This is a genomic window from Pollutimonas subterranea (assembly GCF_002849655.1).
GTDB lineage: Bacteria > Pseudomonadota > Gammaproteobacteria > Burkholderiales > Burkholderiaceae_B > Pollutimonas > Pollutimonas subterranea.
The window spans coordinates 371,304-397,422 of sequence record NZ_PDNW01000002.1; the positions used below are offsets into that span (position 1 = coordinate 371,304).

Annotated in this window: 20 protein-coding genes and 1 other RNA gene; 8 read left to right on the forward strand and 13 right to left on the reverse strand. The window is 59.9% G+C overall.

The genetic code is table 11. From position 1 onward, the window contains the following. Nucleotides 1-18: 18 nt before the first annotated feature. Genes CR159_RS04140 through CR159_RS04160 form a run of 5 tightly spaced genes read left to right on the forward strand, consistent with a single transcriptional unit; the run spans nucleotide 19 to nucleotide 4,820 of the window. Complete coding sequence (locus tag CR159_RS04140) at nucleotides 19-1,731, forward strand: ABC transporter permease (RefSeq protein ID WP_102072786.1); 1,713 nt, start codon at nucleotides 19-21, stop codon at nucleotides 1,729-1,731. Then, nucleotides 1,728-2,813 (forward strand): ABC transporter ATP-binding protein, encoded by a 1,086-nt coding sequence (locus tag CR159_RS04145; protein WP_102072734.1) that lies wholly within the window; start codon nucleotides 1,728-1,730, stop codon nucleotides 2,811-2,813. Before CR159_RS04140 ends, CR159_RS04145 begins: the two co-directional genes overlap by 4 nt. Before the next feature lie 14 nt (nucleotides 2,814-2,827). Next, nucleotides 2,828-3,736 (forward strand): LysR family transcriptional regulator, encoded by a 909-nt coding sequence (locus CR159_RS04150; RefSeq protein ID WP_102072735.1) that lies wholly within the window; start codon nucleotides 2,828-2,830, stop codon nucleotides 3,734-3,736. Continuing rightward, the gene (locus tag CR159_RS04155) at nucleotides 3,733-4,380 is read left to right on the forward strand and encodes a histidine phosphatase family protein (protein WP_102072736.1); all 648 of its coding nucleotides are present in this window, start codon (nucleotides 3,733-3,735) and stop codon (nucleotides 4,378-4,380) included. The genes CR159_RS04150 and CR159_RS04155 overlap by 4 nt, the downstream gene beginning before the upstream one ends. Before the next feature lie 8 nt (nucleotides 4,381-4,388). Beyond that, nucleotides 4,389-4,820 carry a YchJ family protein gene (locus CR159_RS04160; protein ID WP_102072737.1) on the forward strand — a complete coding sequence of 144 codons (432 nt, stop codon included), beginning with the start codon at nucleotides 4,389-4,391 and terminating at the stop codon, nucleotides 4,818-4,820. 10 nt (nucleotides 4,821-4,830) lie between these two features. Here CR159_RS04160 and CR159_RS04165 read toward each other — a convergent pair whose 3' ends face one another. The 3 genes from CR159_RS04165 to carA are packed head-to-tail and all read right to left on the reverse strand — an operon-like array spanning nucleotide 4,831 to nucleotide 10,006. After that, nucleotides 4,831-5,586: an SDR family oxidoreductase gene (locus tag CR159_RS04165; protein WP_102072738.1), complete on the reverse strand. Its 756-nt coding sequence runs from the start codon at nucleotides 5,584-5,586 to the stop codon at nucleotides 4,831-4,833. A gap of 13 nt (nucleotides 5,587-5,599) precedes the next feature. After that, nucleotides 5,600-8,842 carry a carbamoyl-phosphate synthase large subunit gene (gene carB / locus CR159_RS04170; protein ID WP_102072739.1) on the reverse strand — a complete coding sequence of 1,081 codons (3,243 nt, stop codon included), beginning with the start codon at nucleotides 8,840-8,842 and terminating at the stop codon, nucleotides 5,600-5,602. 9 nt (nucleotides 8,843-8,851) lie between these two features. After that, a complete protein-coding gene (gene carA / locus CR159_RS04175) occupies nucleotides 8,852-10,006 on the reverse strand; it encodes a glutamine-hydrolyzing carbamoyl-phosphate synthase small subunit (protein WP_199173234.1) in 1,155 nt (384 codons plus the stop codon). 166 nt (nucleotides 10,007-10,172) lie between these two features. On the opposite strand from carA, the gene tal reads away from it, so the two are divergent. Further along, entirely contained in the window at nucleotides 10,173-11,126 is a 954-nt protein-coding gene (tal, locus tag CR159_RS04180; RefSeq protein WP_102072741.1) for a transaldolase, read from the forward strand. Between the two features lie 25 nt (nucleotides 11,127-11,151). On the opposite strand, the gene CR159_RS04185 is transcribed toward tal, so the two are convergent. From CR159_RS04185 to modA, 10 genes are all read right to left on the reverse strand, one after another. Then, nucleotides 11,152-11,946, reverse strand: coding sequence for an ABC transporter permease (locus CR159_RS04185; RefSeq protein ID WP_102072742.1), 795 nt, complete (start codon nucleotides 11,944-11,946; stop codon nucleotides 11,152-11,154). Between the two features lies 1 nt (nucleotide 11,947). After that, on the reverse strand, nucleotides 11,948-12,757 hold the full coding sequence (locus CR159_RS04190) for an ABC transporter ATP-binding protein (RefSeq protein ID WP_102072743.1): 810 nt from the start codon (nucleotides 12,755-12,757) through the stop codon (nucleotides 11,948-11,950). Continuing rightward, nucleotides 12,750-13,790 (reverse strand): substrate-binding domain-containing protein, encoded by a 1,041-nt coding sequence (locus CR159_RS04195; protein WP_102072744.1) that lies wholly within the window; start codon nucleotides 13,788-13,790, stop codon nucleotides 12,750-12,752. Before CR159_RS04195 ends, CR159_RS04190 begins: the two co-directional genes overlap by 8 nt. Nucleotides 13,791-13,885: 95 nt before the next feature. Continuing rightward, nucleotides 13,886-14,494 carry a recombination mediator RecR gene (gene recR, locus CR159_RS04200; RefSeq protein ID WP_102072745.1) on the reverse strand — a complete coding sequence of 203 codons (609 nt, stop codon included), beginning with the start codon at nucleotides 14,492-14,494 and terminating at the stop codon, nucleotides 13,886-13,888. Further along, on the reverse strand, nucleotides 14,494-14,820 hold the full coding sequence (locus CR159_RS04205; protein ID WP_102068697.1) for a YbaB/EbfC family nucleoid-associated protein: 327 nt from the start codon (nucleotides 14,818-14,820) through the stop codon (nucleotides 14,494-14,496). The genes recR and CR159_RS04205 overlap by 1 nt, the downstream gene beginning before the upstream one ends. Nucleotides 14,821-14,862: 42 nt before the next feature. Beyond that, nucleotides 14,863-16,995 carry a DNA polymerase III subunit gamma/tau gene (locus CR159_RS04210; protein ID WP_102072746.1) on the reverse strand — a complete coding sequence of 711 codons (2,133 nt, stop codon included), beginning with the start codon at nucleotides 16,993-16,995 and terminating at the stop codon, nucleotides 14,863-14,865. A gap of 101 nt (nucleotides 16,996-17,096) precedes the next feature. Continuing rightward, nucleotides 17,097-17,194, reverse strand: an RNA gene (gene ffs / locus CR159_RS04215) — signal recognition particle sRNA small type. A 28-nt stretch (nucleotides 17,195-17,222) separates the two neighbouring features. Continuing rightward, a complete protein-coding gene (locus tag CR159_RS04220; RefSeq protein WP_102072747.1) occupies nucleotides 17,223-20,546 on the reverse strand; it encodes a UvrD-helicase domain-containing protein in 3,324 nt (1,107 codons plus the stop codon). After that, entirely contained in the window at nucleotides 20,536-23,193 is a 2,658-nt protein-coding gene (locus CR159_RS04225) for a PD-(D/E)XK nuclease family protein (protein WP_102072748.1), read from the reverse strand. Before CR159_RS04225 ends, CR159_RS04220 begins: the two co-directional genes overlap by 11 nt. Nucleotides 23,194-23,241: 48 nt before the next feature. Next, complete coding sequence (gene modA, locus CR159_RS04230; protein WP_102072749.1) at nucleotides 23,242-23,991, reverse strand: molybdate ABC transporter substrate-binding protein; 750 nt, start codon at nucleotides 23,989-23,991, stop codon at nucleotides 23,242-23,244. Between the two features lie 146 nt (nucleotides 23,992-24,137). Between modA and xerD the strand changes: the two genes are divergently transcribed. Both xerD and ybaK read left to right on the forward strand, forming a co-directional pair. After that, nucleotides 24,138-25,037, forward strand: coding sequence for a site-specific tyrosine recombinase XerD (xerD, locus tag CR159_RS04235; RefSeq protein ID WP_102072750.1), 900 nt, complete (start codon nucleotides 24,138-24,140; stop codon nucleotides 25,035-25,037). 51 nt (nucleotides 25,038-25,088) lie between these two features. Next, nucleotides 25,089-25,583 carry a Cys-tRNA(Pro) deacylase gene (gene ybaK, locus CR159_RS04240; protein WP_102072751.1) on the forward strand — a complete coding sequence of 165 codons (495 nt, stop codon included), beginning with the start codon at nucleotides 25,089-25,091 and terminating at the stop codon, nucleotides 25,581-25,583. Nucleotides 25,584-26,119: the final 536 nt, after the last annotated feature.

A 26,119-nucleotide genomic window follows, 5' to 3' on the forward strand; every position in this document is an offset into this window, starting at 1 on the left:
GCGCGTTCCGGGGCCTTCATGACTCACTCCTTTACATCGCGATTCCCTTCGGGCCTCGTGCTTATCGCTATGCTCGTCCTGGCGTTTCTCGCCACCTTCCTGATCATCCCGGTCGGCAGCGTCTTCTATAGCGCTTTCGTCAATGCCGACGGCAGCTTCACGCTAGGCCACTTTGCCTCCTTCTTCCACCAGACACTACTGAGGGAATCCTTTGTCAATAGCCTGTATGTAGCCTTGGCCGCCACTTTTTTCTCCTCGCTCATTGCGGTTCCGCTGGCCTACCTGACGATACGGTTTCGGTTCCGGGGTGCGCTGATCATCCAGACACTGGGCGTATTACCGCTGATCATGCCGCCGTTCGTGGGCGCAGTCGCCATGCAGCTGATTTTTGGCCGTGCGGGCTCCATGAACCTTCTGCTGGACGAATGGTTCGGCGTTACGCTGCCGTTGATGGACGGGCTGAACGGCATCATCTTCGTCGAGTCCCTGCACTATTTCCCCTTCATCCTGATGAATCTCACGGTGGCGCTGCGCAATATCGATGGAGCCATGGAGGAAGCGGCGGTCAATCTGGGCGCCAAGGGCTGGCGCCTGTTCAGGCGGGTCATTTTCCCTTTGGCCCTGCCGGGCTACGTGGCCGGCGCGTCGCTGGTCTTTGTCAAGGTGTTCGACGACCTGGGGACACCGCTGGTGCTGGGTGTGACCAATATGCTGGCGCCGCAAGCCTATCTGCGCATCACCCAGGTCGGCATCGACGATCCGCTGGGCTATGTGATCAGCGTCATCATGATCGGTTTTTCCATCCTGGCACTCTGGCTGTCGGCCCGCATGCTCAAGGGGAAAGACTATTCCACCTTGCAGAAGGGCGGCAACTCGCTGCAGCAACGTTCACTGAACAAAGTCCAGACCGTGCTGGCCTATGGCTGGATCATCCTGGTTTTGTTGCTGGTGCTCTCCCCTCACCTCGGCGTCCTCATGCTGTCGCTGGCAACCGTGTGGAGCTACGCACCCTTGCCGGACGGCTATACCCTTGCGCATTACACGGCCGTATTCCAGGAATCGCCCGGCATGATAAGCAATACCCTGCTTTACTGCGGACTGGCCGCCGGCATCGACGTCATCCTGGGGACCGCCATTGCCTACCTCATGCTGCGCAGCAAACTTCCCGGCCGGCAGTGGCTGGACTGGATATCCTCGGCCGCGCTGGCGGTACCCGGTATTGTCCTTGCCATCGGGTTCATGCGCACCTTCCGCAACGTCGACATTCCCGGCACGGATGTCGGGATAACGACCACCTGGGTGCTAATCATGATTGCCTATTCAGTGCGCCGCCTGCCCTACGCCTTGCGGTCCTGCGTGGCTGCCCTGCAGCAGATCAACCTGTCGCTTGAAGAAGCTGCGGCATCGGTCGGGGCCAATCGGTGGAACACCATACGGCGGGTGGTGATTCCCTTGATGGCCGGCGGCATGCTGGCCGGCTTCGTCACCAGTTTCATTACCGCGGCAGTCGAACTCTCGGCTACCATCATGCTTGTCACACGCGACAGCGACGCGCCCATGAGCTACGGTATCTATCTTTACATGCAAAGCGCTTCCGGCCGCGGGCCGGGGGCCGCCCTCGGCGTCCTGGCCGTGGTAGCGGTCGCAGCAGGCACTTATGCATCCCACCTCATCGTTGAACGCGCATCGGCCCGTCAACGCCCATCGCGCGCAAGCCAGGGAGCAGAATGAAAAAAGTCAGCGTGGAGTGCCGGAATATCAGGCTGTCCTACGACAGGACCGAGGTTCTCAAGAACATCAGCCTGACCGTGGAACCGGGAGAATTCTTTGCCTTGCTGGGGCCCTCGGGCTCGGGAAAGTCCACATTGCTTCGGCTGATCGCGGGATTCAACCAGCAGAATTCCGGCGAGCTGCTGGTGGACGGACAGAATATCGGATCAGTGCCGCCGCACAAGCGCAATATCGGAATGGTATTCCAAAGCTATGCCTTGTGGCCCCACATGACAGTCTGGGATAACGTTGCCTTCGGCCTTGTCGAGCGCAAGGTACGCGGCGCCGAGCTCAAGGCAAGAGTCGCCGGCGCTCTCGAACTGGTGGGCCTGTCGCAATATGCCAAGCGGTATCCCAACGAGCTATCCGGCGGGCAACAGCAACGGGTGGCCCTGGCGCGCACCATCGTCATTGAACCGCAGGTGCTGCTGCTCGATGAACCCCTGTCCAATCTGGATCGCAATCTCCGCGTGCAAATGCGCCAGGAACTGCTGTCACTGCAACGCCGGCTTGGCATCACCACGATTTTCGTGACGCATGACCAGGAAGAAGCCATGACGACGGCAGACCGCATGGCAGTCATGGACCAGGGCGTCGTACAGCAGGTTGGAAGCCCGTCGAATCTCTTTGACTTTCCGTGCAACCGCTTCGTTGCAAATTTCGTGGGCACCATGAACGTGCTGGAAGGCGAGGTCAAGGAACGCAGCAGCAACAACATCACCCTGAGCGTAGGCGGCGTTGGCGACCTGATGCTGCCCCTGCATTCCGAAGCACCGAACAGTCCACGGCTTGCCGCCAGCTTTCGTCCTCACACCGTCCAGATGGAAAACGCGGGAGGACGCGGCGACGCGCGATTCATCTGGCTGCCGGGCATTATCGAGCGAAGCGAATTTCTGGGCGAATTCACGCGGTATGAAGTAAGGGTGGGCGATCAGCGTGTCACTGCTGATCAATCCCACTATGCGGGCCTGAGCCTGTACCGCCCCGGTGCGCCCGTGGCCATCGGACTGGAACCTGCGCAGATTCGCTTGCTTAGCGCCTGACGATACGCGGACCGATGGAAATCTATCAGATCAGGGCATTCGTTACCGTGGCGCGGGTCGGCAACCTGACACGTGCCGCCGAGGCTCTGAGCCTGACACAACCCGCTGTGACCGCGCAGGTAAAGGCGCTTGAACAAAGCCTGGGCGTGGCCCTGTTCGACCGCAGCGCCGGCAGATTCGCCCTGGCCAAGGCCGGTGAGAGCCTGCTGCCCACTGCCGAAGCCATCCTGGCGCTGGGTACGCAGCTGAAATCCGAGGCCACCGCGCTGCAAGGCGAGCTGCACGGCATGGTCGTACTGGGCATACCAAGCGAACAGGTCGACTTCCTGCGCCTGGGCGAATTGGTCAGCAGCGTTACGCGCAGCCTCCCGCTGATCGAGTTCCAGACCCAGGTGCTGCCGACCTCCCAACTGGTAGAATATGTCTGCACCGGGCGCTTGTCGGCAGCACTGACAATAGCGGCCTACCCGCCCCGCGATGTCCAATGGATGCCGCTGCGCAGCATCACTTATCGCATCGTATTACCCAACGCCATGGCCGAACAGCTTAAACTGGGCGGATGGGCCGAACTCGCCGCCCTGCCCTGGCTGGACGGGCCGCATGGCAGCCATATACACCTGCTTTTGCGCGAGCTGTTCGAACGCCACGGGCTGGCGCCGCGCATTGTCATGAACAGTGCCGACCAAGCCAATATGGATGCGCTGGTCCGTGCTGGTGCAGGCTGCGCCCTGGTGCGTGAAGAAGTGGCGCTGGTCGGCGCCAAGCGACAGGACTTTGCCATTTGGGGACGAGCCAGCATCGAGGCAAGCCTGGGGTTTATTACCTCCACCGAGAATGCGGGCCAACCGGTACTCGTCGCCCTGATCTCGATGTTGAAACAAATCTGGAATATTGACACCCTCATGGAAAAAATCATCGCATGAACATCACGCAATTCTGGCTGGTACGCCATGGTGAAACCGAGTGGAACGCCAATCGGCGCCTGCAGGGATGGCTTGACATTCCCCTGAGCCCCGTGGGCATCAGGCAAGCTGAGCAATTGGCCGATTATTTCCAATCGCCTGATTTCGATGTGCCCATCGACGCGATAGTCAGCAGCGACCTGAATCGCGCATTTGAAACCGCGCGTATCTCGGCCGGCCACTTGGGCCTGCCCCTGCACGCCAGTCCGGATCTGCGTGAACGCTGTTACGGCATCTATGAAGGACGGGATTGGGCCATGCTGGATGAACTCCGGGCCAACGGGGGCGGCGTAGACTTTCGCAATCCACAGCAAGCGGTTGAAAAAGGCGAGTCCCTGCATGACTTCAGCGCCCGTATCGGCGAGGCCTTCGAGGCGTTGGCGCAACAATACCAAGGCAAGTCATTGCTGGTTTTTTCGCATGGCGGCGTCATTGACATTGCATGGCGCAAGGCGCGCGGGATATCACTGGATGCGGCGCGTCCCGATCCCATACTCAATACCAGCATCAATCACTTCTCCATTGATGAAGACAAGAACTGGGCGATGATCGACTGGGGCCGGATCGGACATCTCGAAACATCCGCACTGGACGATGTGCTTTAACACCGACCATGAAAGAACGGCGTAATCCATCGGCGTGTCCTTGCGGCGGTATTGTGAAGGGAGCAAGCTATGCGGCCTGTTGCCAGCCATACATCGAAAGACGCGAACGCGCTCCCACCGCCGAACATCTGATGCGATCACGCTATACCGCCTACACGATGGGCGAGACCGCCTACATCCTGGCGACGTGGCATGCCGATACCCGTCCAACCGACCTGGCGCTTGATCCGCCTGGAACGCCGCATGCCCCACGCTGGCTGGACCTTGCCGTTCACAGCCACACGCAATTATCCGAAAACCAGGCTCAGGTGATGTTCACCGCACGCTACCGGGAAGGCGGACGCGCCCAGCGCCTGAAGGAACATAGCCGGTTCGTACTGGAAGACGGACAGTGGTTCTATGTGGCCGGCGATGTGGATTTCAACGCAACACTACAGTAACGAAAACCGCTCAGCCTATCCGCGGCTTGCGTTCACGGCGAACGGCGAAATAGTCATATACGCGATCGGGCACGATGCGCAACAGTTTCGCCACACATGCCATCTGCCACGGTATGACCTTGTACGAGACGTTCTTTTCGATGGCCCGCCCCGCGTGTGCTGCAAAGCGGTCCGCCGGCATAAGGAAAGGCATCTTGTAGGGGTTCTGCGCGGTCATCGGGGTCTGGATGAAGCCGGGCGCGATCGTGACCACCTTGACGCCGGACTGGCTCAGCTCGACCCGCAAGCTTTCGCAGTACGCCCTGACCGCCGCTTTTGAGGCGCTGTAGGCGCCGGCGCCTGGCAGGCCACGCACCGCCGCAACGCTGGCGATTCCTACCAGGCGGCCGCGTCCCAGCTCCTTCATGGATGCGATGAAAGGCTCGAACGTGGCGACAGTGGCATTTAAATTAGTGGCAATGATGGCTTCAAAAACCCGAAAATCATCGGGTTCTTCGGTAAGCGTGCCGGCACTGATTCCGGCGCTGGCAATCACAATATCGACCGGCCCCAGCGCCAGGAAGTCGCGCGCGGCCGCATGCAAGGCGGCACGATCCCGGACATCGAGCGTATAGACCTGGTGCGTGCCCGGCAGGCTGTTCTTCAAGGCCAGCAAGGCGTCGTGCCGACGCCCCACCAGCCCCAACTGCGCGCCCTGTTGTGCATAAAAAGAAGCGAGCGCGGCGCCTATGCCGCTACTCGCTCCGGTGATGAACACACGACTCATGAGCGGCTATTCATTACTGCTTGGGCAGGCCGGCATGCAGGTCTTGCAGCGAATAGACCTTCAGGCCTCCGCCTTGACGCAAATACTGGAGACCCTCGACGGCAGCGCAAGCACCGGCTATCGTCGTAAAGAAAGTCACTCGTGCCGCCAAAGAGTTGATTCGTATCATGCGTGAATCGGTAATGGCGTTGCGTCGTTCTTCGACCGTGTTGATGACCAGCGCGATCTCGCCATTCTTGATCATGTCGACGATGTGTGGACGGCCTTCAGTAACCTTGTTGACCACCTGAACGTCCAGGCCGGCTTCCTGAATGGCCGCTGCCGTACCGCGCGTGGCAACGATGGTGAAGCCCAGCGAGATGAGGCCGCGGGCGACTTCAACGGCTAGCGGCTTGTCCTGTTCGCGCACGCTGATGAACACGGTGCCGGTTTCAGGCAGCAGCACGCTGGCCGCCAGTTGCGACTTCACGAACGCTTCGCCGAAACTTTCGCCTACGCCCATGACCTCGCCGGTCGACTTCATTTCCGGGCCCAGAATGGTGTCCACGCCGGGGAATTTCACGAAGGGGAATACCGCTTCTTTTACCGAGTAATAACTGGGCACGATCTCTTTGTGTATGCCTTGTTCGGCAAGCGTCTTGCCGGCCATCGCCCTTGCGGCGATCTTTGCCAACTGCAAGCCAGTAGCCTTGGATACATACGGCACGGTGCGCGAAGCACGGGGATTGACTTCCAGCACATAGACGTCGCCATCCTGGATGGCAAACTGTACGTTCATCAGGCCTTTCACATTCAGTGCACGGGCCATGAGTGAAGTCTGGCGCTTGATTTCGGTGATGACTTCGCCGGACAAGGAGTACGGCGGAAGACTGCAGGCCGAATCGCCGGAATGGACGCCGGCCTGCTCGATGTGTTCCATTACGCCGCCGATGAACACTGTCTCGCCGTCGGCGATGCAATCCACGTCGACCTCGGTCGCGTTATTCAGAAAGTGATCCAGCAATACCGGCGAGTCGTTGCTGACCTTGACCGCCTCGCGCATATAGCGCTCGAGATCCTGCTGCTCGTGCACAATTTCCATGGCGCGGCCGCCCAGCACATAGCTGGGACGCACCACCAGCGGATAACCAATTTCCGCCGCATGTGAAAGCGCCTCGCCTTCGGTGCGGGCCGTACGGTTGGGCGGCTGGCGCAGGCCCAGCTTGGTGAGCAGTTTCTGGAAACGCTCGCGGTCTTCGGCCACGTCGATGGACTCGGGGCTGGTACCGATGATGGGTACGCCATTGGCTTCAAGGGCGCGCGCCAGCTTCAACGGAGTCTGGCCGCCGTATTGAACGATGACGCCTACCGGCTTCTCGTTGTGCACGATTTCGAGCACGTCTTCCAGCGTAACGGGCTCGAAATAGAGACGGTCGGAGGTGTCGTAATCGGTGGAGACGGTTTCAGGGTTGCAGTTGACCATGATGGTTTCATAGCCGTCTTCGCGCAAGGCCAGCGAGGCATGCACGCAGCAATAGTCGAACTCGATGCCCTGGCCGATACGGTTCGGTCCGCCACCCAGCACGATAATTTTCTTGCGATCGGTGGGCGCCGATTCACACTCGTCTTCGTAGGTGGAATACATGTATGCCGTGCGCGTTGCGAATTCGCCCGCGCAGGTATCCACACGCTTATAGACGGGACGCACGCCCAGCTGATGGCGCAGTTTGCGAACTTCGGTCTCGGAGGTATCCAGCAGGAAAGCCAGGCGGCGATCGGAGAAGCCCCGGCGCTTGAGTTCGCGCACCGTGTCGTGGTCGAGATCGGCCGGCGTCTTTTGTTCGAGCGCGAGCTCGATATCGACGATTTCCTTGATCTGGGCCAGGAACCAGGGATCGATGCGTGTCAGGCTGTGTACTTCTTCCAGCGAAAAGCCCTGGGCAAAGGCGTCGCCCACGTACCAGATGCGCTCGGGACCGGGCTCGCCGAGTTCGACCTGGATTTTTTCACGATCGGTGGTTTTCTGGTTGAGGCCGTCGACACCCACTTCCAGGCCACGCAAGGCTTTCTGGAAGGACTCCTGGAAGGTGCGGCCTATGGCCATGACCTCGCCCACGGATTTCATCTGCGTGGTCAGGCGTGAGTCGGCAGCGGGGAACTTCTCGAAGGCGAAACGCGGAACCTTGGTGACCACGTAGTCGATGGATGGCTCGAACGAGGCCGGCGTTGCGCCGCCCGTGATTTCGTTCTGCAGCTCGTCCAGCGTATAGCCCACGGCCAGGCGCGCTGCGATCTTGGCAATGGGAAAGCCCGTTGCCTTCGACGCCAGCGCCGATGATCGCGACACGCGTGGATTCATTTCGATGACAATCATGCGGCCCGTATCGGGATTGACCGCGAACTGTACGTTGGAACCACCGGTATCGACGCCGATTTCGCGCAATACCGCGATCGATGCATTACGCATGATCTGGTATTCCTTGTCGGTGAGCGTTTGCGCGGGCGCCACGGTAATCGAGTCGCCGGTGTGCACGCCCATGGGGTCGAGGTTTTCAATGGAGCAGACGATAATGCAATTATCGGCGCTGTCGCGCACGACTTCCATCTCGTACTCTTTCCATCCCAGCAAGGACTCTTCGATGAGCAGTTCCTTGGTCGGCGATGCTTCCAGTCCGCGTCGGCAAATGCTTTCGAACTCTTCGCTGTTGTAGGCAATGCCGCCGCCCGAACCGCCCATGGTGAAGCTGGGGCGTATCACTACCGGAAACCCGGAAACGTTGGCTTCCCTGGCGATGCGACGCTGCACTTCCCACGCCTCGTCCAGCGAGTGCGCCACGCCGGACTTGGCCGATTCCAAACCGATCTTGCTCATGGCCTGCTTGAACTTCTGGCGGTCTTCGGCTTTCTCGATGGCATGCTCGTTGGCGCCGATAAGTTCGACACCATGTTTTTCGAGTACGCCGTTGTGCACGAGATCGAGCGCGCAATTCAAGGCCGTCTGGCCGCCCATGGTAGGGAGCAAGGCATCGGGCTTTTCGCGCTCGATGATTTTCTCTACCGCTTCCCAGGTGATGGGCTCGATGTAGGTGACATCGGCCGTTTCGGGATCGGTCATGATGGTGGCCGGATTGCTATTGACCAGGATGGTGCGGTACCCCTCGGCCTTAAGGGCCTTGCACGCCTGTGCGCCGGAATAGTCGAACTCGCATGCCTGGCCGATGATGATCGGGCCGGCCCCAATGATAAGAATACTTTTTAGGTCTGAACGCTTTGGCATAGTTCTGTATTATTTTTTCTCAGCCATCAGGCTGATGAATTTGTCGAATAGCACCACGATATCGTGTGGGCCGGGGCTGGCTTCGGGGTGCCCCTGGAAGCAGAATGCAGGACTGTCGGTCAGCTCGAACCCTTGTACCGTTCCATCGAACAGCGACAAATGAGTGACTCGCGCATTGGCGGGCAAGGTATCGACATCGACATTGAAGCCATGATTCTGGCTGGTGATGAAAACCCGGCCGGTGTCCAGGTCCTGGACCGGATGGTTTGCACCATGATGGCCGGTTTTCATCTTGATGGTCTTGGCACCCAGCCCCAGGCCGAGTATCTGCTGTCCCAGGCAAATGCCGAACATGGGAATTTTTTCCGCGAGCGCGGCCTTGCAGGTATCGATGGCGTACAGGCAGGGCTCCGGATCGCCGGGACCATTCGACAGGAAGATGCCGTCGGGCTTGAGTGCCAGCACATCTTGCACCGGCGTTTGGGCCGGCACCAGTGTTACGCGGCATCCCCGGTCGGCCAGCAGGCGCAAGATATTGGTCTTGATTCCGTAGTCGTAGGCGACCACATGATAGATCGGGTTCTCGGGTTGCGAAAAGCCCTGGCCCAGTTGCCACGTACCCTCGACCCATTTTTCAGTGGTCTTGGTCGAGACAAGCTTGGCCAGATCCTGGCCGGACATGCCGGGAAAATTGCGGGCAAGCTCGAGCGCGCGATCGGCGTCGTTGCCCACCAGTATGCATGCGCCTTGGGCACCGCCCTCGCGCAGGATGCGGGTAAGCTTTCGGGTGTCGACACCCGAAATCGCCACCACTCCCTGGGACTTGAGGTAGTCCGGCAAGGATTGCGTTGAGCGGAAATTGGACACACGCAAGGAACAATCACGCACCACCAGGCCGGCGGCATGGATACGGTCCGACTCGGAATCCTCAAGATTGATACCCGTATTACCTATGTGTGGGTACGTTAAGGTAACGATTTGCCCGTTGTAGCTGGGATCGGTGAGGATCTCTTGATAGCCCGTCATGGACGTGTTGAAGACGATCTCGGCGACGCAATAACCATCGGCGCCGATAGAGACACCCTTGAAGATGGTACCGTCTGCCAAGGCAAGAATTGCAGATGGGGACCTGTTGGCCCCCTCAGGAAAGAGTGACGGCAGCACTGTAAACCCCGGTTGTAAAGTCAATAAGTAAACCTTCCGATTATACCTTGAGACCGCCCAAGCCAGAACCGGGAGGAGCAAGAAGGGCTTTCAGCCCCGTGCCGACTACGAAAATGGTCTACAGTAATAGGTTCTTTCCTGTACTTGCCTAATCGGTGCGAACACTATGCCCAATCAACTTGAAACCTTGCGACAGTTCACCACGGTGGTTGCCGATACCGGCGACTTTGAAGCCATGCGCCTTCATCGCCCCACTGACGCAACGACCAATCCCTCGCTGATCCTGAAAGCCATACAAAAAGAAGAAAACCGTTATCTGCTCGACAAGGTGGTCGCCGACAATGGCCAGGGCTCGGGCAGCGAACTGGTGGACCATTTGCTGGTTGCCTTTGGTCGCGAAATCCTGACCATTGTGCCGGGACGCGTTTCCACCGAAGTCGACGCGCGCCTGTCGTTCGACACGCAGGCCAGCATCGAGCGTGCGCACCATATCATCGGTCTGTATCAACGCGCCGGGATAGACCGCGATCGCGTCCTGATCAAGCTGGCGTCCACCTGGGAAGGCATACAGGCCGCCAAGGCTTTGCAAGCCGAAGGCATACGCTGCAACATGACGTTATTGTTTTGTCTTCCGCAAGCTATCGCGTGCGCCCAAGCCAAAGTGCAGCTCATTTCTCCCTTTGTAGGGCGCATCTACGACTGGCACAAGAAGAATGCGGGCGACAAATGGGATGAAGCAGCCAGCTCCGGCGTTGCCGACCCCGGCGTCAAGTCGGTCCGGCGCATTTACGATTACTACAAGACTTACGACATTCCCACCGAAATCATGGGCGCCAGCTTTCGCAATATTGGGCAAATCCGGGCCTTGGCCGGCTGCGACCTGCTGACGATCAGCCCCGACTTACTGGCCGAACTGACAGCGAGCACCGATCCGCTGGAACGGCAACTGGACCCGGACGCTTCCAAGCGGCAGGCGCCGGAATGGATGGCAAGCAATGAAGTCGCCTTCCGTACCGAGATGAATCAGGATGCCATGGCCACCGAGAAACTGGCCGAAGGCATACGCGCATTTGCCGCCGATGCCGTGAAACTGGACGAAATTATCGCCCAGGCGCGGTAGCATCAGGAAGCACGGCGGCTACGGGCTACAGCTTTTCGGTCTCGCCCGCCGCCGGTTTCCAGGCCAGGACCCGGTCCTCGAACAGGGTAACCAGGCCATCTAGAATCAGGGCAAATACGGTCAGCACGACGATACCTGCAAATACCGTGTTCACATCCAGCGTGCCTTCGGCCTGCAGGATAAGATAGCCCACGCCGCTGGCCGACCCCAGGTATTCGCCCACGACAGCCCCCACGAACGCCAGCCCGACCGATGTGTGCAGGCTGGAGAACACCCAGCTGGTCGCCGACGGAATGTATACGTGACGCAAAAGCTGTTTACGGTTGGCGCCCAGCATGCGGGCGTTATCCAGCAGGGTTGAGCTGACTTCGCGCACCCCTTGGTACACGTTGAAAAATACGATGAAAAACACCAGGGTGACAGCGAGGGCCACTTTGGACCAGATGCCCAGGCCAAACCACATGCCAAAAATCGGCGCAAGAATGACGCGCGGCATGGAATTGGCGGCCGTGATGTAGGGGTCGAGCAAGGCGCTGGCCCCGCGGGACAGCCCCAGCCAAAGGCCGAATGCCAATCCGGCGATGGTCCCTATGAAAAACGCCAGCACGGTTTCAGTCAGCGTAACGCCCAGGTGCCGATAGATGTCGCCATTGACCACGAACCATGTCCAGATGACTTTGGCGATTTCCACGGGCTGGCCGAAGAAGAAAGCGAAGTTCCGGTCGCGCGAGGCAATATGCCATGCGGTCAGGATAATGACCAGAAGCAATACTTGCCAAAACCGGATGGAATAGGGAGTTGATTTTTTTGACTTCGACATCTCAGGCCCGTTTTTGTTGGGCATAGCCCTTTAACACTTCTTCACGCAGGACATCCCAGATGGCCTTGTGCAGCTCGACAAAGCGGGGATTGTTGCGCACCTCGGCCACATCGCGGGGACGGGGAATATCGATGACGAATTCGCCTATTGGATGCGTCGCCGGACCCGCGGACAACACCACTACCCTGTCGCTCATGGCGATGGCTTCGTCAAGGTCGTGCGTAATGAACAGGACCGCCTTGCGCTTGGCCATCCATAGGTCGAGCACCTCGTTTTCCATAAGCTGGCGCGTCTGGATATCGAGAGCCGAAAACGGCTCGTCCATGAGAATGATGTCGGGGTCCCGGATAAGGGTCTGCGCAAGCATCGTGCGCTTGCGCATGCCCCCGGACATCTGGTGGGGATACCGGTTTTCGAATCCGCCCAGCCCCACCCGCTTCATCCATTCCCGTCCCTGCTCTTCCGCTTGCGCGGCAGGAACGCCGGCGAACTCGAGGCCGGCCGTAATATTGGACAAGGCACTGCGCCAGGGCATGAGCGCTTCGCCCTGGAACATATAGCCGGCGCGATGATTCACGCCGTCGAGGACCTTGCCAAACACCTTGATCTGGCCCGACGAAGGGGCCAGCAGGCCGGCCCCCACATTAAGCAGTGTGGATTTGCCACAGCCCGTAGGCCCGACAACTGAAACGAACTCGCCGGGCGCGATGGAGATCGAGGCTTCTTTTACCGCGGTATAACCGGCCCCGCTGCCATCGTGCGCCGGGAATGTGCAGGTGATATTGTCGAGCAGCAGTGCAGCATCAGGCATTCGGATACTTCTTATTGGCTTTAATGACGAAATCGTTGGTCCAGACTTTGGAAATATCGATCTTGTCGGTCGGGAAATCGGCGATAAAGGCGGCCAGCGCATTCAGCGCCGTCTGCGGGCCATCTTCCGGAACCATTCCGTCCGGCGACAAGGCTTCTTTATTGCCCTGGAGCGCAAGCTTGTAGAGATCGGGATCGCCCAGCAAGTACCCCTTGGGCACTACCTTGGCGATATCGTCGGGACTGGCGGCCTGTATCCATTTGTCGGCACGAACGATGGCGTTGGCCAGCGCTTGCGTGGTGTTGGGATTCTTGTCGATGAATTCCTGCGAGGTGTACAGGCAACCCGACGGCATATTCCCGCCGAAGATCTGCTTCGTGTCTTTCAGCGTGCGGGTATCGGCAATGACCTTGACCGCATCTTCCTTGACCAAAGTGCTGATTACCGGATCCAGGTTGGCCATGGCGTCGATCTGGCCAGTGCGCATGGCGGTAATGGCGCCCGCGCCGGCCCCTACCCCGATGAACGAGACGTCGGAAGGCTTCAGGCCATGTTGCGCCAGGAAAAAGCTGACCATCATGTTGGTGGAGGAACCTGGCGCGGTAACACCGATTTTCTTGCCTTTCAGGTCGGCGGGCGTCTTGTAGTCGGCCATGGTCTTGTTGGAAACCACCAGCACGATCATGGGAGCATGCCCCTGCTGGGCAAACGCGCGATAGGCCTGGCCTTTTGACTGCAGCGAAATGGTGTGTTCGAACGCGCCCGACACGACGTCGGCGCTTCCGCCAACCACGGCCTGCAACGCCTTGGAGCCGCCCGCGAAGTCGATGATTTTCGCATCCAGCCCTTCGTCCTTGAAGTAGCCGTTGATATTGGCAATGGACAAGGGGAGATAGTAAATAAGGGCCTGGCCGCCTACGGCGATGGACACGTCTTTCTTTTCGATTTCCTGGGCACGCACAATGCCCGGAGCAACCGTTACGGCGCCTGCAACGCCAGCCAGCTTAAGCAGATCACGACGAGAAATGGACATTCAGAGTCTCCTTGATATGTTGGTTTTTTTGCATCTTACTTGAGAATTGAAATATCGCTAATGGGGGATTGCACGGTGCGCAAAAGTAAGCAGTGCTATGTACTGCGCCTTTCCATGAGGGCCCATGCGATCGTTCCCGCGTCGACATATTCGAGTTCGCTTCCCGCCGGAACCCCGCGCGCGAGGCGAGTTACCTTCAGCCCCTGGGCCTGAAGCAATTCCGACAAATAGTGCGCGGTCGTTTCACCTTCAGCCGTAAAGTTGGTGGCAAGGATGACTTCCTGCACCTGGCCGTCGGTGGCGCGACCTATGACGCGGTCGAACTGCAATTCGTTGGGGCCGATTCCTTCCAGCGGTGCCAGGCGGCCCATAAGCACGTAATACAAGCCGCGATAACCATGGCTGGATTCGATCATATTCTGATCGGCCGGCGTCTCGACCACGCATAGTACCGAGGGGTCACGCTTGGCATTCGCACAGGTCGCACAGACTTCGTCTTCGGAGAAACCATTGCAACGCGCGCAATGCCGCAAGCCCTGGACCGCATTTGCCAAGGCGCGGCTAAGCTGGTCGGCGCCCGACAAATCGTGCTGCAGAAGGTGGTAGGCCATGCGGCGAGCCGAACGCACACCGACACCGGGCAAACGGCGCAGCGCATCAATAAGCGTCTTGAGCGGCTCCGGCTCGGGAAGCAGCTCGTCCATCAGAAGGGTAGTTTCATTCCTGGGGGCAAAGGCATGCCGGCCGTTACAGCGGACATTTTTTCCTGCGAGGTGGCCTCTGCCTTGCGCAGTGCGTCGTTGAACGCGGCGGCCACCAGGTCTTCCAGCATTTCCTTATCGTCGGCCAGCAGGCTGGGATCGATTGTGACACGCTTGACATCGTGGCGGCATGTCATGGAAACCTTAACCAGTCCCCCACCCGAGCCACCTTCGACAACGATATCCGCCAGCGCGTCCTGGGCTTTCTTCATGTTTTCCTGCATCTGCTGCGCCTGGCGCATCAAACCGGCAATCTGACCTTTCATCATGGCAAGCTTTCCTGAAATAAGAGAGTAAGTATAAACAAGCGCCTAGGCAGCCCGCTCAAGGGGTGCCGCGCTGATGGAACCGGGCACCACCCTGGCACCGAATTCACTGATAAGCGTTTGCACGAACGGGTCGGTGGCAACCGCCTGTTCGGCCTCTTGCTGGCGCATCGCCTTCTGTGCCTGCGCAACGGCATGTGCGGTTTCGTCGCCGGTGGCGCCATATTCGACATTCAGCTGGACGACCGTACCAAAATGCTCGGACAGGACGGTGCAAAGACGCGCCTTGCCCGGGCTCTCTGCCAGGGTAAAAACCGCCACCCGCAAATTGATCTGTTCGCCCTCCAGTCCAATCCATTCGCTTTGGCGCGCCAGTTCCGCAGCCAGGCCTGTGACCGGCAAGGAGGCCGCCAATGCCGGCCACGCCTGGGCGTTCATGGCGCGAAGGCGTGGGGACTTTGATTTCTTGCGCTCCGTCGAGAATACCGCTGCGGGGAGATCGGCAATTTGCGCCGGGATCTCTTCAAGCGACTCGAAACCGGGATCGCCCATTTCAATATGCTCGAACCGGCCCTCGTCGACATCCTCGAAGCCAGGCGGCTGGAGACTTTCGAATTCATCGGTCTGTAGCGTTTCAAACGCAGCGTCTGAATCTTGAAGGCTTTGCCGCGCCCGTTCGTCCGTCGAACGGGCGGATGTCGTCTCTGACGATGTGGTTTCTGCCGCTGCGATCTCTGGAGATTTGATCGCTGGAGTTGCGTTCTGTACCGCCGTATTCTCTACCGCCGTATTTTCTGGCGACGGAGTCTGCGGCGATGCAATCTGTGCCGACGCGGTTTGAGGCGGCAAGTCTTCCCAGGCGGGCGTATCGTTGGATGGGAAGACCGCAGGTGTCGATGTTTCGATGACTGGGGCCGCCTTCGTAGTGGCGACGACCGGCGCGACAGCCGGAGCGGCATTGCCGGCCGGCATGACCGCACTGGCAGGGGTCACAGGTGCGGCCGCGGCCGGGGCCGCTGGAGGCGCGGACGCTGCAGCCTGGGACTCTGGTCGCCTGGGTTGCGAGGCGGCAGGCCCTGCAGGCGGCAATGTACCCGCCGGCACGAGAGCCAGCATACGCAGGCATGCCATCACGAAACCGGCATACTCGTCCGGCGCCAGTGACAGCTCTTGGCGACTGTGCACGGCCACCGAATAAAACAACTGGACCACATCGGGATGCAGGCACTCGGCAAGCCCGGCGATGTCGTCGGCCTGCGGGTCATCGGCCGGAATAGTGCCCGGTATGCGCTGCTGTATGGCGATGCGCGAGAGCAATATGGCAAGATCGGCCAGCGCCCCCGCATAGGACAGGCCGCGCGACGCGAGTTCGTCGGCGACGGCCAGCACCTGGCCGGCGTCACCATTGGCCAGGGCGTGCACCAAGTTCACCAGGTGGCGGTGATCGATGGTACCCAGCATGCCTTGTACGGCATCGATGGTCAGGTTGCCGGCGCTATAGGCGATGGCCTGGTCGGTCAGGGACAGCGCATCGCGCATGGATCCCGATGCCGCCTGAGCGAGAAGCCTGAGCGCCGGGGTCTCGAATTGCATGTCCTCCTGGGCGAGCACATCTTGCAAGTGCGCAACCATGGACTCCGCCGTCATCTGCTTCAGATTGAACTGAAGGCAGCGCGACAGCACCGTAACCGGGATCTTCTGCGGATCGGTGGTGGCGAGTATGAATTTGACGTGGGGCGGAGGCTCTTCGAGCGTCTTGAGCATGGCGTTGAACGCATGCCCCGTCAACATATGGACCTCGTCGATCATGTAGACCTTGAAGCGGCCGCTGCCCGGCGCATAGACCGCCTGCTCGAGCAGTTGCGTCATTTCCTCGACGCCCCGGTTTGATGCGGCATCGAGTTCGACATAGTCGACAAAGCGGCCGGTATCGATTTCAGTGCACGCCCGGCAGGTTCCGCAAGGCGTGGCCGTAATGCCGGTCTCGCAATTGAGCGACTTGGCCAATATGCGCGACAGGGTCGTCTTGCCCACGCCGCGCGTGCCGGTGAACAGCCATGCATGGTGCAGGCGCTGGGTGGAAAGGGCGTGCGTCAGCGCTCGGACCACATGATCCTGGCCGATTAGGGTATCAAACGAACGTGGCCGCCATTTACGCGCCAGTACCAGATAAGTCATGCAAGAAGCTTAAAGCCGGGAGGCTATCAACGATAAACGAAAAGTGTACCGGATTAGAGGCTATCTTGGGGGTACTTGGGAGAAGATAAGCAAAAAAGAAGGATGGCGAGCCTGACTTCGGCACTGACTCTGAGCGACTATGGCTGCTTCGTTCCCGACCTGACCAGATTCACCGCCGAACCATGCGAAGGGGCCCGCCAAGAAGAGAGTTTAACAGGTTTGGAAACTCAATAATCGACCCATACGTCGGCACGTGGAAAATACAAGGCACCGCGGGCCGGCCGGCCGTCCAGTGCGCTTACGTGAGCGCAATACCGCTGTATTTGCTCGCGATACCGCTCGCGCATGCGGGCGGCAAAAACGTCCCGACTCTCATCCGCATGAGGCACACCCGTCTTGTAGTCAACGACCAGCCAGTCGGACTCCTGCGAAATCGCCAGATCAATGACCGATACACGTCCGCTGACGTCCAGCAGCGACCACTCCCTGTGCGCGCGCGCCGCCCACAGCAACCACTGCCCTTTCGGACTGGCCAGGGTCGCGGCCAGCGTATCGCGCAAGACCTGCGCCGCATCGGGAACGGCGGCAGCCATTAAACCCGCGCGGCTCAATTGCTTGCGAAAGACCGGCAGGCACTCGTCAACCCGGTCGACCGACCAGTTGCCGATGCCCTCTTTGCCTATGCGCTCCAGCCATGCGTGCGCGACCGTCCCTATCACGCTTTCATGACCGGCATCGGGCCGCCAGGTCCAGGGAGCCACGTGACGCGGTACGGCTGGTACAGGGTTCCCGTCGGGCAGAGACTGCTCGGCCATGCGCAGGAGAAAACGCTGGCGCGGGGACTCATCGGACGCGCCGCCCTCGCCTTCCAGGTCAGAAGCATCCGGTATGTGAGGGGGCACCATGTGGTTCCACAAGCGGCCCAGCAAGGAACTCATTTCTGGCGGCTTGATGCTCATGCCGCCATCGAGCTCCACCACGCCGATCAGGTGCAGCTGTTGCCGTGCGCGGGTCAAGGCAACGTACAGAAGACGGTCTGCCTCATAGGCCCCTCGCTGCTTGTCGCGTGCCGCCAGGTATACCGACACGGGATCGTGCTCATCCGAGACCTTATGCTTGATCGGGCCCAGCAGCAGCTCGCCTGCGCCATACTCGAAGCGCATCAAGGGAGCGGTATCGGCCTTGGGCCGGCGATGCAAGCCCGCCAGAATGACGGTGTCAAATTCCAGCCCCTTGGATTTATGTATGGTCATCACCTCAACGGCTTGGCCCGTACTGTTCGGGGCCGCATAAAGCTTCTCCAGCCTGTTGTCGAGCTCGATGGGATCCAGGTTGCCATAAGGCGCCAGCTCTTCGATAAGCCGGAAAAGCCGTTCCGAATCGGCCATGTCGCTGGCACTGCTGTATATCGCCGCGCCGCCCAGACGCTGCCAGCAGTTTTCCAGCCAGGCGGCGAACGGCACCGACCCTGAAGCATTACCGTTATCCAGCAACACGCCGGCAGCGTGGCGTGCCCGCTTCGCTTCGGATTCATCCAGGCGCTGGCCCTGTTCATTGTCACGGGCCAGCCAGCGCGCCAGCAACAAAGGTACGGCGGACTGCAGGTCGGACCCGAATAAGACATGCAGGCTGCCCAAGCCCAGGCCGCACAGCGGCGAGCGCAATACCGACAGCCATGCCAGCCGGTCAGCCGGATGCGAGAGGGCCCGCGCCAATTGGGCCAGATCGATAACGACCTGGCGCGACTTCAGGGAGACAAGCTCCACCGCGCGGCACGGAATATTCTGCTGAGCCAGGCGATGCACGATGGCATCCAGGTGCGAACGCGCACGCACCAGTATCGCGACCGGATGCTCGCTGTCTGGATGCCGGGCAAGCGCTTCCCTGGCCAGCTGGATGGCAATCGATTCCGCCGTCGCGGCGGCGTCGCCGGTCACATTCCCTTGTTTATCCTTGACCGTCCAGACGGGATGAAACTCCACGCCCAGACCCTCGACGCCATCGTTGAAGGCGGTCGAATCGGTATAGCGTATGGCACCCAGTCCCGGGTGATCTTCCTTCGGAAAGATAGGTCGGCAGATCTTGTTCACCCAGTCGACGAGATTCGCCTGGGAACGGAAATTGTCCTTCAGCTCGAGAGGCGTCAGCATGATCTCGCCCAATCCATGCTCTTTCACCATCAGGAACAGTCCGACTTCGGCCTTGCGGAAACGATAGATCGACTGCATGGGATCGCCCACCAGGAACAGGCTGCGCCCGTCGTCGGCCATCCAGCCGGAAGTCAGGCGCTCGAGCAGCTGTATCTGCGACTGGCTGGTATCCTGGAACTCATCGACCAATATGTGCCGTATGGTGGTGTCCAGCGCCAACAGCAGATCGCTGGGATCGTCCACCTGTCCGAGCGCATCCAGCGCCCGCCGCGATATCTCGGTGAAGTCCACCTCGGCCTTCTCGGTAAAGCGCAAGTTAAGCTGCGCCGCGGCAAGCCACAAGACCTGGAGGAGTACACCCAGGATCTCCTGCTGCTCTTCGCTATAGCCATCGCAGGGTGCGCGGCAAATGTCGGCAAGCGCGCCCACCCATGGCTCGGCCTCCGGCACCGTCCTGAGCCACGCCAGGAAATCTTCTTTGCAGGCCGACTTGGGCTCGAAACCCTGGCCTATATTGACGGTGCGCCGCAGCTTGCCTTCCTTGGTCAGCAGCACGCTGGCCAGGGCTTGCCACTGCGGCAGGCATGAAGCATCGGTATCAAAGCGTTCGCCCTGCCAGTCTTGAAGCAGGCACAGGCTGGCCGCGCTCCCCTTGTTCGCCAGCACACCGGCCGCCTGCGCAACCAAAGGGGCCAACGTGGTGGCCCAGCCCGGCGGCATGGCGCAGGCCAGCCGCTCAAGGTCGGACTGGACCGCTTTATCGAGGTTTTCCAGCAATTGATCGACATCGCTGCCCGACGCCAGCAAGGGCAGCCAATGGTCGCGGCTGGCCAGCATGTCGGCCAGCAGTCCTTGGGCGCTACGCCTGTTTACATCGAGATGCGAAATGAACTTCGCCACCGCTGCGTTCTCGTCCGCCATGTCCAGCGTAGCTTGGGCGGCGGCCTCGTAATGTTCCCTGGCGTTATCGACAATGGCGGGCAATCCGCCCAGCGAGCTAAGCCAGGGCATGGCCCGGACCAGATAGGTACAAAATGAATCGATGGTGCGTATGCTGAGCCTTGCGGGATACTGCAGCAAATTCCAGCCCAATTCGTCATTGCGCCGCATGGCTTTCTGCGCCAGCTCCCAGCTGCGCTTCTTGTACGCCTCGGGCGGGCATGGTCCGCAGCCTGATTCCAGCTTGCCGAGCACGCGGGCATGCATCTCGGATGCCGCTTTGCGCGTGAAGGTAATGGCAACGATCTCTTCGGGCCGGCTCACCGTGGCCAGCAAGGCCAGTATCCTGTCGGTCAGCAATTCGGTCTTGCCGGATCCCGCCGGGGCCTGGATGATGAATGAACGCGACGGGTCAATGGCCGCTGCCCGGACCGCGCTGTCGCTGGGCTGTTTAATCGACATGCGGGTATTCCTCGTTCAGCCGCAAGAAAGGCAGCACGTCGCAGTATTTGATATCGTCGGGCCGTAAGCTTTCATTGCGCGCGACCCCGGCCACGTATTCTTGCGCCAGGCTTTCGATGGTACGGCGCCATTCCGCCATTAGCGTATCCCAGCTATGGTCGGCGAAAGCGGGCCACTCGTTCACGGCTGACAGGCCCTCGAGGCCGTAATCGCCATCGACCAGCCCCTTCACGTTAACCGCCTTGGCATGCAGGCCTACCATGACAAGCGCGGCCACGGCGTGGTCTTCGCCCGCCAATACCGATGCGTAGAAAGGCAGTTGCAGGCCCACGGGGCGCTGCCGCATCCAGTCGGAGCGCGGATCGATATTGCTGTCGCCCGCCTTGTAGTCAATGACAGCGAGCCGCCCGTCGTTCAATTGATCGATGCGGTCCAGGCGCAGATTCAGTTCCAACGGTCCGTGCGACCATTGGTAGCTTTGCTCGACGTCGCGTATCGTGAATTCCGTACGCGTAAGCTCGAGCGCCAGCCAGTCGCGCAGTATCTTCATGGCGCGTTCCGTTTCCAGTGCGCGCAGCACCACGCCGTAGTCCTCCAGGCACTCATCGGCCGCCTGTTGCACGGCTTGTTGCAAAAGAGCATCCAGGCGTCCGTCAGTATTCCGTTCACGCAGGCTCTGCTGGTCCGGAACAAGCCGCCAGACAAGTTCGATAGCCTTGTGCAGGAATACACCTCGCGCATTCTGGTCGGCAACATCGGCATAGTCTGGAAGCTGGCTGGCGCCCAATCGATACTTCACAAACGCCCACAGAGGGTTGCGGGCCTGCGTATCGATAACGGCTATGCCGCCACGCGTCGCCCGCCCCGCTTGCAGCGCCGGCCCTTGTTCGTCCAGCATGCATTCAAGCACGCAACTGGCTTGCAATTCCGTGTCCATGCTCATCTCGGTCACCGGCAGTCCGGCGATGCAAGGACTCGGCCGAAGCTCGCTCTCACCCTCATGCTGTGCATGGCTCAGGCAAACCTCGGGGGCGCAGGCCAACAAGGCGTCATACATCGATGACGCCCAGTGCAATTCCCGCTCTGGTGTGGCACGCGGGGCATTGGCCTTGCGTAGCGCGGCCAATGGAATGAAAGGATTGGGCTTTGGGGCGGCGGGCAATACGTTGTCGGTCAGGCCTAGCACCCATATGCCGTCCCAGCGCCCTCCTTCCGATTCAAGAAAGCCCAACACGTCGAGCCGTGCAGAAGGGTCCCGTTGCGGCTGGAATGGCGTTTCACGCGCAAGGCGAGTCAGCATTGCCACCGCAGCGGATAATCCGGTTGATCCCACGACAGGCGCCTGCCGGCCAAACCGATCCAACAGGCCGTCGAACGCCTCCACCACCTGGTAAGCGTGACTGTCCAGTGAGCTCTGGCCCGGAAAGCCCAGCGCCTGCAGCCAGGACCGGAAGCGCCGCGTCCATGTGTCGATATCCGCGGTGGCAGTCTGTTCCAGCCAGGCGGCCACGCAGTCCTTCCAGGCAGCGCCAAGGAGCGGAGCATGGCTATCGAACAGATCCCCGAATTCGGCCAGCGACACTTTCACCTTGGCCTGCTTGCGCCAGAGTGCATCCATGGCGGCCCTTCCCGAGGCCTCGTGCAGGTCGCCCGCACACGCGCCGGCCAGCAGCGCCTGGCCCAGATCGCGAGGTTCGCAATATTTTTTTTGTACAAACTGGGCCACTATGCGCAGCCAAGCCAGCGCGGCACGGACCAGCGGCCACTCCGAAAGAGGCCGTGCAACGGCAACGTTATAGGCATGGGGCCGACCGTGCACATCCCTGCCCAGGGCATTGCGCAAGCTGCGATGCGCCAGGACGACATCGGCCTCGAGCCTGGCCGCCACGATCGCGTAGCGTCCGCCGGGATCCTGGCTTAGTTTATCGGACGCCCACCGCGCCGCCATGCGCCACTCATTGTCTGGATCCGGAGCGACCAGGCGCCGGACCATGCCAGCCGCCGGAGCGGTGGTATCCAGGACCAGCACCTCGATATCCTGCTCCCGCATAGCATCGAGCAGACTGGAAAGTCGTGGCGATAGTTCATTGAAGCCGGCCAACACCAGGGTTGAAAATGGCATGCGCAGCCAGCCACGACGAATTGCAGCATGAATTTTTTCGTAAGCCAGGTTTCCGTCTTCAAGGTCCATCGCCGCAAGCGTCTGCCGGTAGCGATCACGCCACGTCCGAAAACGCTGGAACTCCGCAGTTTCAACTTCGGGCGGAACGCTTATTTGCCACTCGTCCAGCAGTTGATCGGCCTGCGCCGCCAGGCGCGCCGCCTGGGCTACATCCAGAAGCACATGGTCCGATTCCTCGTCGGCGATCACGCGCTGCCATAGAAGCTGCGACCCAAACGCATCGACGGTGTGCGAAGCGAGGTCGGAGTCCGGTACGAACGACAACTGGTCGGCGGCGCGGGCGAGCCAGCCCGACAAGGGAACGATATCAGGCACTTCCATCACCTGGCGCGTCTCGCTCAAGCCGGCTGACAATTCGGCGACGATCCGGCGCGCATGGCGATTGTTGACCGTCAGGATCAGGATGGAACCGGTATCCTGCTGCGAGAGCTGATCCAGGGAAACTGTTGCGAATTGATCGGTCATTATTCGTGGGTCGTCAGGAAAACTGAAACAGGTTCACGGCCGCCCCCATCAAGGCTGCGCAAAACCATGCTTGGCCAGAATCGATTGGCCTTGGTCGGAAAGCACGAACGCGATGAATTCCGCGGCAAGGGGGTGCCGGTTCTCGCGCTCGACCGGAGCAATGGAATAGCGCAGGGGAATGGGCGATGGCAGGGCCTGGATCACCTTGACCTTATCTGCCACGGTGGCTGCGTCGGTCGCAAAGACGATTCCTGCGTCGACCGCGCCTCGGGCCACATAGTCGAGGACCTGCCGTGCATTCTCGCCCAGCACTTCACGTTGCTTGACGTCGTTCCAGGCACCCGCCTTTTCCAGGGCTGCTTTTGCGTAACGTCCGGCCGGCACCATGGCGGGATTACCCAATGCTATGCGCTCCACGCCCGCGAGATCGCTCAGTGACTTGATATTGCCCGGCTTGCTGGCCGGCACAATCAGTACAAGCTCGTTGCCGATGAAATCCTTGGATGTCGCGGCGTCCACTACCCCGGCCTTGACCGCCTTGTCCATGGCAACCTGGTCGGCCGACGCAAAAACGTCGGACGGCATGCCATTGGCGATATGCGTCATCAAGGTATCCGACCCGGCGAAACTTAATAGCACTTTCGTGCCGGGATGCGCCTGCTGGAACTGAACAGCCACTTCCGCGAAGCCATTGGTAAGGCTGGATGCGGCCGACACCAGCATGTCTTCGGCCGATGCCGGCGCATTCCATCCGAGCGCGACAAGCAGCGCTGCCGCGACAAATTGCTTGAATTTCATTTGTTCCTCCGAGTATCTGCAGATAGACAGGATGTTCCGCGGCGTATGGTTGGGTCCACCGACATTGCGATAGTAAAGCACACTGGGTTTGCACGTTCCGCACAGGTCGGCCACTGATAGAATATGAATCTTTCCGCGGGGCAATCGTGGCTTTGTCATCTCTCGCTTCCGTCGATTCATTTATCGATGCCATCTGGCTGGAAGACGGCCTGGCGCCCAACACGCTGTCGGCGTACCGTCGCGACCTGACTGCGTTCGCGAACTGGTTGCGGACCAAGAAGAACAAGCAACTGGATCACGGTGATGCAGCGGACATACAAGACTGGTTTGCCGCCATCCACGCCACCAGTAAGGCCACGACCGCAAACCGGCGCCTGGCTTCCCTGAGGCGCTATTACCTGTGGGCATTGCGTCACGGCCTGGTCGCCAAGGACCCTTGCCTGGCTTTGCATGCCGCCAAGCAAGCAGCCCGATTCCCCAAGACCTTGTCGGAAGATAACGTCGATGCCTTGCTGCAGGCGCCAGATGCAGGCACCACGCTGGGCCTGCGCGACCGCGCCATGCTTGAAACCCTCTATGCCACCGGCCTTCGGGCCAGCGAGCTGATCAATCTCAACGTGCTGGACGTAAGCCTTACCGAAGGCGTGCTCAGGGTCAACGTCGGCAAAGGCGGAAAGGATCGCCTGGTTCCACTGGGGCAAGAGGCGCAATACTGGATAGACCTATATATCAGGCAAGCACGCCCTCAGTTGCTCGGCGCACGGCGCGAAGACGCCTTGTTCGTGACAGCCCGGGCGGGCGCCATGACGCGCCAGGCGTTCTGGCTTATCGTCAAGAAATATGCGCTTCAGGCCGACATCCATGCACCACTGTCGCCGCATGTCGTCAGGCATGCCTTTGCCACGCACTTGTTGAACCATGGCGCCGATCTCCGAGTGGTCCAGATGCTGCTGGGCCATGCCGATATCTCCACCACACAGATTTATACTCACGTGGCGAGCGAAAGGCTCAAAGCCCTGCACGCCAAACACCATCCGCGTGCCTGAGCACCTCAGCCCCGCACAGGCCCTGTGCATTCAGAAAAGAAGACATTCCCCATGGCAAAAGACAAACATGTCTCGGAAACACCCGTGACGCAGTTCTTGAAGAAGCACCGCGTGGCGTACAGCGAACATCCCTACGACTATATCGACCACGGCGGCGCCACCGAAGCCGCCAAGCAGCTTGGCCTGGATTTGCACCAGGTGGCAAAGACATTGATCATGGAAGACGAGGATGCACAGCCACTGATGGTCATCATGCATGGCGACCGCGAAGTCTCCACCAAGAACCTGGCCCGTCAGATCGCAGCAAAAAAGGTGAGTCCCTGTGCTCCCGATACCGCGCAGAAGCATTCGGGCTATCTGGTGGGCGGGACATCGCCCTTTGCAACACGCAAAAAAATGCCGGTCTGGATAGAGGCCGCGCTTCTCGACTATCCGCTTATCTACGTAAACGGAGGGCGGCGGGGCTATTTGATAGGTGTGGACCCATCGGCGCTGGCGTCCTTGCTGGACGCGAAAGCGGTAAATGTGGCCCTGACGAAGGGCTGACCCGGCTTGAGTGCCTGGCGTCTCCAGCAGACGGCGAACTACCTCTGCAAAGCCCTACGATTACTTGTTCTGGGCTCTTATTGAATAAAAAGTACCGCCATAAGTACCGTCAAAATGTAAGCACTGGATTCGATCTGGTAAAGGCTGGACCGCGATTATTATTGTCCACGGTTCGCTATTTCTACCACCTAAGAACGTTGCGCTATCGCCTCAAAATTTATTATCGCCAAACAAGTGCCGGTAACTCGCCCCTAGCAACTGAACACGCTTTGACTCCAACGCAATGATCCGCGAATGCATACGGTTAAAGGTGACTTGATGCATTCCTTTGGGTTTTTTCCAGTATCCACTACCGCCCAGCTTCTCTTCCAATATTCGTTGCTCGCGCCATGTAGCATCCGTTTCATCCTCGGACTGGCTGGGATATCGGAACTTTTGACACGTCCGACAAGCTACTTGCCGTGATAGATACACGATGGCACACCGCCTGTCGCAGCAGGGGCAGACAAACCAGATGCGCTCGCCACCATAGTTAC